The organism is Baia soyae (assembly GCF_004341445.1).
Lineage (GTDB): Bacteria > Bacillota > Bacilli > Thermoactinomycetales > Thermoactinomycetaceae > Baia > Baia soyae.
Genome location: NZ_SLXV01000041.1, coordinates 20,241 through 27,226, shown reverse-complemented (window position 1 = coordinate 27,226; position 6,986 = coordinate 20,241). Strand labels below are relative to the sequence as shown.

The 6,986-nt window shown below is 43.8% G+C and carries 5 protein-coding genes; 3 read left to right on the top strand and 2 right to left on the bottom strand.

Going from position 1 to position 6,986, the window contains the following annotated elements; translation table 11 throughout:
* The 3 genes from EDD57_RS14990 to EDD57_RS11655 all read left to right on the top strand — a co-directional run.
* Positions 1-1,092: hypothetical protein (locus EDD57_RS14990; protein ID WP_165873795.1), on the top strand; the 1,092-nt coding region annotated here is incomplete at its 5' end.
* A gap of 184 nt (positions 1,093-1,276) precedes the next feature.
* On the top strand, positions 1,277-2,437 hold the full coding sequence (locus tag EDD57_RS11660) for a homogentisate 1,2-dioxygenase (RefSeq protein ID WP_131849622.1): 1,161 nt from the start codon (positions 1,277-1,279) through the stop codon (positions 2,435-2,437).
* A gap of 12 nt (positions 2,438-2,449) precedes the next feature.
* Positions 2,450-3,088, top strand: coding sequence for a flavin reductase family protein (locus tag EDD57_RS11655; RefSeq protein ID WP_131849621.1), 639 nt, complete (start codon positions 2,450-2,452; stop codon positions 3,086-3,088).
* A gap of 525 nt (positions 3,089-3,613) precedes the next feature.
* Here EDD57_RS11655 and typA read toward each other — a convergent pair.
* Positions 3,614-5,452: a translational GTPase TypA gene (gene typA / locus EDD57_RS11650; protein ID WP_131849620.1), complete on the bottom strand. Its 1,839-nt coding sequence runs from the start codon at positions 5,450-5,452 to the stop codon at positions 3,614-3,616.
* Between the two features lie 203 nt (positions 5,453-5,655).
* Positions 5,656-6,930 (bottom strand): amino acid permease, encoded by a 1,275-nt coding sequence (locus EDD57_RS11645; protein ID WP_131849619.1) that lies wholly within the window; start codon positions 6,928-6,930, stop codon positions 5,656-5,658.
* Positions 6,931-6,986: the final 56 nt, after the last annotated feature.

Here is a 6,986-nt window from a genome sequence, read left to right as displayed (position 1 = left end):
ACGGGACCAAGTGGACCTTCGGGGGATATCGGACCTCAGGGACCAACGGGACCAAGTGGACCTTCGGGGGATATTGGACCTCAGGGACCAACGGGGCCGCAGGGAAATACCGGTCCTCAAGGAGCCACAGGAGTAAGTGTGTCCGGCGTGATACCAATGGTTTATGTCTCCGATGGTAGTAGCAATATTGTTTATGTAGTGAATGGACTTTCAAATCAAGTTGTAGCCACCGTTGCTGTCGGTTCGGGTTCTTCGGATGGTGGAGATATTGATATTATGAATAATCGTATCTATATACCTAATCAATCTTTAGGAAGTGTCTCCGTGATTGATGGTTTTACTAATCAAATCATCCACACCTTTACAGTGGGAGGAACTCCTTTTTCGGCCACATTAAATACAAACAGACAACGATTATATATAGCACAAGTCCCGAATGCTAACTCAATTACTGATCTTGATTTAACAACAGGTACGACTACAGTCATTTCAGTCGGTAACGCTACACGAAGACCTAGTTTTGATAGTATTCGAAACATTTTATATGTACCCAATAATGCTAGTCATAACGTTAGTGTTGTAGATACAAATAATAACAACACTATCATTGCAACTGTTACAACTGGCCCAGGCACGTTTGGCGCTCAAGTCATAGGGATTGACTCATTAAACAATACCATTTATGTTCCTAACTTTAGTAATGCCACAGTCTCTGTCGTCGATACGACTACCTATACTGTTACATTTACCATAAATGTTGGAGTAGGCGCTACATGGGTGTCTGTTGATCGCTTCAACTCTCGTGCATATTGCACTAACTTCAGCAGTGGAAACGTTTCTGTTATTGATACAAACTTGAATACGGTTATAACCACGATTCCACTCAATGGGCAAAATGTCACTTCAAGCGCATTGAATCCACTGACGACAATCATCCAAAATAGTTTTCCTACAGATGTTCTCTATGTATCAGATACAAGGAATAAAGTATCGTTAATTGACATGGTAACGAATAAGATTATCACATCTCTCCCCGCTGTTAATCTTCCTGGTCCGAGGTGGGTTGGTGTCAACCCTTATGGTTCCGCTTAATAGACATTTGATGTAATTAAAAAGGCTAGCCTACTTCTTAGTACAAGAAGTAGGCTTAATATATCAAATTTTAGTGGTATCTTCTTTTCATCGGTCACTATCATCAGTGCAAAATGCTTTATTAATCTGATAAGATGAAATTGATTAATCTTTCTATCAGATCATTGTGGAAGGAAGTGGTGTCATGCCGTTTTATCATCAATTAGGAAAGTTACCACATAAGAGACATATTCAATTTCGCCAACCAGATGGAAGCCTTTATCATGAACAAGTGATGGGGACGAAAGGCTTTTCGGGAATCCAGTCTATCCTATATCATGTGAATCCACCGACTCAAGTGAGTGGTTACCGTAAGATTCGCGATTGGATTATGACACTTGAAGAAGAGGGAGCGAATCGACATCGTCATTTCTTTACCTTTCAACATGAGGAAAAGGGAGATTGTATAGATGGTAGGGTGTACTCGTTAGCAAATGAGGATTGTGCTATTTCAACTGTGTCCGCATCTGAGCCGATGGATTATTTTTATCGGAATGCAGATGGGGATGAGGTCCTTTTTATCCACGAGGGAAGTGGGAAGTTAGAGACGATCTTTGGGGAACTATCGTTTCAGCAAGGGGACTATTTGGTGATTCCGATTGGCACAACGTATCGAGTAGTGGCAGATACATATCCGATTCGCATGTTGGTGATTGAAACCACAGGCGAAATTACCATCCCTCGGCGTTATCGTAATGAATATGGACAACTGGCGGAGCATAGCCCATACTGTGAACGGGATATTCGGGTCCCTACCCAATTAGTGGCTTATGAAAGCAAAGGTAGCTATGAAGTACGAGTAAAAGCGAGAAATCAATTACACGGTTATACCTATGATTTCCATCCGCTAGACGTAGTAGGCTGGGATGGATACTTGCATCCGTGGGCATTTAGCATTCATGACTTCGAGCCGATTACGGGTTCGATTCATCAACCGCCACCTGTGCATCAAACATTTGCAGGGCCTAATTTTGTTATCTGTTCCTTTGTGCCGCGTATGTATGATTATCATCCAGAAGCGATCCCAGCTCCTTATTACCATAGCAATGTAGAGAGTGATGAGGTTTTGTACTATGTGCGAGGGAATTTTATGAGCCGCAATGGGATTCAAGAAGGATCAATAACCCTGCATCCAAGTGGGATTCCACATGGGCCTCATCCTGGTAAAGCGGAAGGATCAATTGGCAAGACTAGAACGGAAGAGTTGGCGGTTATGATTGATACCTTCCGTCCGCTAAAAGTAGCTAAATCTGCATTAGAGACCGAAGATATAGAGTATATGTTGTCATGGAATCGAAAATCGTAGGGAGGAATAGGATTGCGACTTGATCCCAAGCAATTAACGCAGAAAGAAAATTATAAATTAATGATTGGTAGCGTGTTACCTAGGCCGATCGCATTTGTTACGTCTATGAATCAAGACGGCATCGTAAATGCAGCTCCTTTTAGCTTCTATACAGCTGTAAGCACCAATCCTCCTATGATTGGCTTTACCGTGAATCGCAAGCCGGGAAACGTGCAAAAAGATACCGCGAGCAATATCCAGTTAAATGGTGAATTTGTGGTTCATGTAGTCGATGAAACCAATGTAGCGATGGTAAATGAGACCGCCACCGAATTTCCAAGCAATGTAAGCGAGGTAGAGGCGGCTGGATTCACGCTAGAGCCGAGTGAAGTGGTGACAGTGCCGCGCATTCGAGAGAGTAAAGTTCAATTAGAATGCAAACTGCATCAAATCATCCCAATGGGTGGGATAGCTGACGCTCCGAACTCCGATTTTATCGTCGGTGAGATTGTCCAGTTCCACGTACAAGATGATTTGCTGATGGACGGAAAGATTAACACTGACCAACTAAAGCCTGTAGGGCGCTTAGCTGGTTTATACTATGGCAACATAGGAGAGACATATGCGATGCCGCGCAAGTCTTATGAAGCGTGGTTAGAGGAGAAGGAATAGAGGCGTCATATAAAAAAGAAGCTTGATAAACGGAATGATATGCTCCCCAAAAGGCAGACAGTTGAAATAATAAAAACTGCTATTTTTGGGGAGCTTTTCTAAGTATCACGGGTTTAACCATCCGAATATCTAACAATACGTATGCTTGCAGAAGAAGCACTATTAGCAGGTTCTATAGCACCAATTCCTTGGGGGCCCTGAGCTCCAGTAGATCCTTGAGGTCCCGTTGGTTCCCTAGTACGAATAACAAAAGATTTTATACAGGGAGAATGACAAGGATTACGCGGTGTAAAATGGCAAAGCCTACGTTTTCTAGAATTAGAAATATTGTTGTGCTTGTGAAAAAAATTAGGCAATGATCTGATCTCCTTATCGCTTTCGAACCATCCGAACGATACTACTATTATTTATACTCATGGTACTAAGATTTGTGATTGTTATAGGTTAGTGTAAGAGTGATTGCAACAAAAATGAAGCGGCTTCAGTCCTGTGGGATTCAGAACGAAAGCCGCTTCATGTTATTTTTTATTCAGATCGTGAAGCATGATAGCCTTTGTTTTTGTTATAACGCGAGCGATCTGTTTTGGAAAGATAACGTTTCCGAATGCGGAATGTTTTCGGAGTTACTTCCAATAACTCGTCATCCTTCAGATACTCGATGGCATCATCGATCGACATCTGACGCGGAGTATCGAGGCGCAAAGCTTCTTCCTTCGTAGCACTACGGATACTGGTAAGGTGTTTCTTTTTACATACGTTTACTTCAAGATCGTTATCACGAATGTGTTGTCCGATTACCATTCCTTCGTAGACCTCGGTACCTGGAGTGACAAACATCTGCCCACGCTCTTGTGCCGAATGAAGGGCATAGGTGGTAGCCGTTCCAGATTCCCAAGCGATGAGGGAGCCAAAGCCATGTGTGTCGATATCGCCCGCATATGGCTCATAACCAGCGAGCAGGGAGTTCATCAATGCTTCTCCACGTGTTGCCGTAAGCAATTGTTGACGGAATCCGAGCAAGCCTCGTGATGGGACGAGATAGGAGAAATGGATGTTTCCATTATCTAAGATCTCCATGTCTTTCATCTGACCTTTACGAATACCGAGTAGTTCTACTACAGCGCCTTGGTGGTCACTGCCTACTTCAATCTCAACGGCTTCAACAGGCTCATGTTTCTTTCCGTTGATTTCCTTGATGATTACTTCAGGCTTACTTACTTGGAATTCGTATCCTTCACGGCGCATGTTTTCAATCAAGATGCCTAAGTGAAGTTCACCACGACCTGAAACCATGAAGTTATCGGCAGATTCGGTGTCATCTACTCGAAGGGCTACGTCGCGTTCTGCTTCCCGATAGAGTCGTTCACGAAGTTTACGTGATGTGACAAATGTACCATCTTGGCCTGCAAATGGACTGGTATTAACCCCGATCGTCATCCGTAAAGTGGGTTCTTCTACTGTAATGGAAGGTAATGCTTCTGGTTGGTTAGGATCAGCTAATGTATCTCCAATCCGCACGTCACCTAGGCCGGTTACCGCGATGATATCTCCAGCTGCTGCTTCCTCTATTTCTACACGTGCGAGGCCTTGATGGGTGAAGACTTGGGCTGCGCGTGCATTACGAGTCGTGCCATCTGCTGCGATCACAGTGACACTTTGATTCCGTTTTAACTTTCCGCGATGAAGACGGCCAATGACGATTTGTCCTTTGTACTCATCAAAACCAAGCAGGGTTGCTTGCATCTGAGTAGGTCCTTCTACATCCACTTGTGGAGACGGAAGTGTTTCTAAAATCGTGTCAAGAAGTGGCTCCATGGTTTCGCCTAATTCGTCTGGTTCGAGTCCTGAAGTTCCAGCAAGTCCACTTGCGTAGATGACAGGGAATTCACATTGCTCATCGCTTGCTCCTAAATCAACAAATAGGTCAAAAGTAGTATCGATCACGTAATCAGGACGTGCATTTTCACGGTCGATTTTATTGATGACCACCACTACTTTATGTCCACGTTCGAGTGCTTGACGTAGAACAAATTTGGTTTGCGGCATCGGGCCTTCTACTGAATCTACGAGTAGTAGCACACCGTCTACCATGTTCATCACACGCTCTACTTCTCCACCAAAGTCTGCGTGTCCAGGAGTATCAATGATGTTGATCTTGATTCCTTTATATTCAATGGCAGTATTTTTCGCTAGAATGGTGATTCCACGCTCACGCTCGAGGGCGTTGGAATCCATCACGCGCTCATCTACTTGTTGATTGGCGCGGAATATACGACTTTGCTTCAACATCGCATCAACCAATGTTGTTTTCCCATGGTCTACGTGCGCGATAATCGCGATGTTGCGAATCTGTTCTGGTTTCATGAGGTTCTTGTTCACCTTTTCTTCAAATATATATTCTTCGAAATCGTACCACATGGAAGCTAAAGAAAAAAGACCCGCACAAAGTACGAGTCTTTTTTCTTGGTGTGGACTCACTCCATCGGTAGCAACTTGCCAAGTCTTGCAAGGCACTACCGATGGAGCAAGTTACCTAAAATTGTATCGGTCCTTCTGCCAATTGTCAATTAGAGTGAGCCAATCGATTTAGCGAAAAGCTCCTTTTTCCAGATAAAAATGCTGACAAATAGGGTGATTGCCACTGGATAGAATAGCGCCCAGCCAACAAATGGAAGAATGGAAAGAGTAAGCAAAAAGGAAATCCAGCTAAACAGTCGTGCAGTCTTAAAGTCACGAAAGATTCGAATGGCCGCTGCACAACCAAACAAATAGGTCATAATAAAGGTAGCATTTGGCAATTGAATTAGAGTAGATAATGGAATGAAGCCGGTAGCGTATAGAGACATGATGATCACAAATGCTCCAGTCAAGAAATACAGTCCACCTACTGGGGTACCATAACGTTTATTGAATAAACCCATAAATGCAGGAGCTTTCCCTGCTCGTGAGAGGGCATAGGCCAGACGAGAAGCAGCTCCAAAGTAAGCAATCATGGTAGCCATGCAGATAAAAAATCCTAATCCGCCTGTCACAACAGAACCACTCACTCCAAATGATTGTTTAATGATCCCAACCAAAGCCGTCTGTGCTCCATCTAGGTAGGAAGCAGTACCAACTGTCGCAAAAGCAGTGAGAAAGTACAGGACTCCAACGATTACAGCGGCTATGGTAACTGCTTTTACCGTATCACGTTTGGAATCTACAAATTCCTCACTGAGATGAGTTACAGCTTCCCAGCCGATAAAGCACCAAAATAAAATGGCTGCTGACTCTCCTACATTCCACCAACCATGTGGTACAAACGGTGTAAAGTTTGCTGGTTCCATATGTGAAAAAGAGCTGAAGATCACAAGGCATAGTACCAGTACAATTCCACAGGTGAGGATGACCTGGATTTGACCACTTACTTTCATTCCAAAATAATTCATCGTTAAGGCTAACATGATCATGATGATGGCGATTCCAAGCTGTCCGGTATCTCCTACACCGATGGCGGCACCGAGAAAGCCAGCTCCCGTTAATGCGTTGACAGGGGCACCAATGATCACGGACATCAAGAAAAACCAGCCCACCAACGTTCCCAGCTTATCTCCAAACGCCTTGGTGACATAATGAGCTACTCCTCCAGAGTGAGGATATAGTGCTGATAGCCATCCCATGACAAGAGCCATCGGAAATACGAGTATCATCATGATTCCCCATGCGAGTAATGAAGAAGGACCTGCTATCTCTGCTGATAATCCCGGTACTAATAAAATACCAGAACCCATTACGGATCCGATATAAAGAGCGATGGCTTGCGGAAGCCGGATTGTTTTGTGTAAGGCGAGTTGAGTGTCCACGAACCGCACTCCTTTTTTCATTTTGATATCTGTATGGTACTGTGAAGGTATATCAT

Excerpts from the sequence above, each read along its gene's own strand:
- EDD57_RS11660 (WP_131849622.1), top strand. The coding sequence starts at position 1,277 with ATGCCGTTTTATCATCAATTAGGAAAGTTACCACATAAGAGACATATT.
- typA (WP_131849620.1), bottom strand. The coding sequence starts at position 5,452 with ATGAAACCAGAACAGATTCGCAACATCGCGATTATCGCGCACGTAGAC.